Annotated in this window: 3 protein-coding genes; all 3 read right to left on the reverse strand. The window is 63.0% G+C overall.

From position 1 onward, the window contains the following. Positions 1-62: 62 nt before the first annotated feature. The 3 genes from HU729_RS25355 to HU729_RS25365 all read right to left on the reverse strand — a co-directional run bounded on the left by HU729_RS25355 (position 63) and on the right by HU729_RS25365 (position 2628). Positions 63-797, reverse strand: coding sequence for an ATP-binding cassette domain-containing protein (locus HU729_RS25355; protein ID WP_186711906.1), 735 nt, complete (start codon positions 795-797; stop codon positions 63-65). Further along, complete coding sequence (locus HU729_RS25360) at positions 790-1752, reverse strand: amino acid ABC transporter permease (RefSeq protein WP_054894812.1); 963 nt, start codon at positions 1750-1752, stop codon at positions 790-792. Before HU729_RS25360 ends, HU729_RS25355 begins: the two co-directional genes overlap by 8 nt. Positions 1753-1830: 78 nt before the next feature. Next, positions 1831-2628 (reverse strand): transporter substrate-binding domain-containing protein, encoded by a 798-nt coding sequence (locus HU729_RS25365; protein ID WP_054894813.1) that lies wholly within the window; start codon positions 2626-2628, stop codon positions 1831-1833. Positions 2629-2792 lie beyond the last annotated feature (164 nt).

A 2792-nucleotide genomic window follows, 5' to 3' on the forward strand; every position in this document is an offset into this window, starting at 1 on the left:
AGTCGGGGCGCCGAACCGCCGCTCCTACGGTGGCTGGGCTTGCCCGGGAAAGAGCGAACCGGTCAGAGCACCTGGCGCAGGAACGCCTGGGCCCGCGGATCCTTCGGCGCCGTGAAGAACGCTGCGGGTGCCGAATCTTCCAGCAACTTGCCATGGTCGAAGAACAGCACCCGGTCAGCCACTTCACGGGCAAAGCCCATCTCGTGGGTCACGCAGACCATGGTCATGCCTTCCTGAGCCAAGGTCTTCATGACATCCAGCACCTCACCGACCATTTCCGGGTCGAGTGCCGAGGTCGGCTCGTCGAACAGCATCACCTTCGGGTCCATCGCCAGGGCACGGGCGATGGCCACCCGCTGCTGCTGCCCACCGGACAGGCGAGAGGGGTATTCATTGGCCTTCTGGCCGATGCCGACCTTCTCCAGCAACGCACGGGCCTTGGCTTCGCGGTCGGCCTTGCTGCGCTTGCGCACCACCTTCTGCGCCAGGCACAGGTTCTCCAGCACGGTCATGTGCGGGAACAGGTTGAAGTGCTGGAACACCATGCCGACTTCACGGCGGTAGGCGTTGATGTCGGTCTTGGGGTCTTCCAGGCGCAGCCCGTCGATGGCCACGTGGCCTTCGTCGAAATGCTCCAGGCCATTCAGGCAGCGCAGGAAGGTCGACTTGCCCGACCCCGAGGGGCCCAGCACCACCACCACCTCGCCCTTGGCGACCTGGGTGGAGACGTTGTCCACCGCACGCACCACCTGGCCGCGGGTGTCGAAGACTTTCAGCAGGTCACGGACTTCAATCACTTTGCGCAAGCCTCCGCTCGAGCCGGCTGGCAATGTGCGACAGCGGCAGGTTGATCAGCAGGTACAGGCCTGCCACGCAGAACCAGATCTCGAAGGTCGAGAACGACGTGGTGATCGCTTCGCGGCCGCTCTTGGTCAGCTCGGTAATGGCGATCACCGACACCAGCGAGGTGTCCTTGACCAGGCTGATGAACTGCCCTGCCAGTGGCGGCAGCACGCGCTTGAACGCCTGGGGCAGGATCACATGGCGCATCGACTGGCTGGCATTCAGGCCCAGCGAGCGCGCCGCCTCGTTCTGCCCCTTGGCGATCGACTGCACGCCGGCACGGACGATCTCGGCCACATAGGCGCCGGTGAACAGCGCCAGCGCCGCTACCCCGGCGAACTCGCGGGACAGGTTGAGCACGGTGCCGATGAAGAAATAGAAGATGAAAATCTGCACCAGCAGCGGCGTACCGCGCACCAGTTCGACATACACCGTGGACAGGTCGCGCAGGGTCGGGTTGCTCGACAACCGGCACAGCCCGGCGAACAGGCCGATCACCAGGCCGAAGGCTCCGGAAAGCACCGAGATCCACAAGGTGGTCCACAGGCCCCAGGCCAGCGGGCCGGCCGCCCAGTGGCGAGTGACGCCGATCTGGTCGCCCTCGGCGACATCGTCACCACGGCTCAGTTGCAGACTGTCCTTGACCACCTCCAGCACTTGCACCTCGCCGTCCTCGCTCTTGAGCGTGACGCGCGCGTCGTTGCCGGACACGACGATTTCCTCGACGGTGCCGTAGGCCGCGGCGCGCTGCACGTCTTCGGCCTGGAAGGCGAAGTACTGCGGCACACGGTTCCAGCGCCACTCGTAGGAAATCATCGAGGTGGCCATGTACAGACTGAACGCCAGGCCCACCAGCACCAGCGCGGTCAGCGCGTGCCAGGGCCACTGGGCTTTCTTGTGTTTGATCACGTGGGTGCTTCCGTAAATGCGAACGCGCAGGGGTTGCCTGCGCGTCAGGGTCATCGCCAGGGCTTGTGGTCCGGGCTCTTATTCCATGTCCTTCAGCCAGTCGGTCTTCTTGAACCACTTGTCGTGAATACGATCGTAGGTCCCGTCGTGCTTGATCTGGTGCAGGAAGTTGTTGATGAAGTTGATGCTGTCGTAGTCGCCCTTCTTCAGACCGAATGCCAGCGGCTCGTAGGTGAAGGGTTCTTCCAGGTAGACCAGCTTGCCGGCCCCGGCCTTGTTCACCGCGACCACGTTGTACGGCGCGTCGTAGACGAAGGCATCGGCCTTGCCGTTGACCACGTCCATCACCGCTTCCTGCTCGTTGTCGTAGCCGTGGTACTTGGCCTTGCTGATCAGCTTCTTGGCGACCATCTCGCCGGTGGTGCCGAGCTTGGACGTCAGGCGGTACTTCTCGTTGTTCAGATCCTTGTACGACTTGATCTCGCCTGCCAGCTCCTTGCGGATCAGCAGGGTCTGGCCAACGACGATGAAGGGTTCGCTGAAGTTCAGGCGCAGGTTGCGTTCCTGGGTCAGGGTCATGCCGCTGCCGATCATGTCGAACTTGTCGGTCAGCAGGGCCGGGATGATGCCGTCATAGGCAGTGGAGACGGTCTCGAGCTTGACGCCCATGGACTTGGCCATCGCCTTGAGGATGTCGACCTCGAAGCCGACGATCTCGCCGCGCTTGTTGGTCATCTGGAACGGCATGTAGGTCGGGTCCATACCCACGCGCAGGGTGCCGCGCTTGACCGCATCATCGATGGCGCCCGCCTGGGCGGTTGTGACCGCGATCAGCGCGGTGACGCCGAGCAGCATGCGCGACAGGTATTTCTTCATCATCACCAGGTCCCCTAGCAAGAAGTACGCAGAATTTTATTGTGTGCACGATCGTTCCGACCGGTGCGTTGTGTCGGGACGGATGCTAACGCATGCAGGCCCTGGGACCTAGAGCCGGCGGGGACTTTGTTGGCCAAAAATCATGGCGGTATGAAAAGCTTCCC

The organism is Pseudomonas sp. RW10S2, from assembly GCF_014268985.1.
GTDB lineage: Bacteria > Pseudomonadota > Gammaproteobacteria > Pseudomonadales > Pseudomonadaceae > Aquipseudomonas > Aquipseudomonas wayambapalatensis.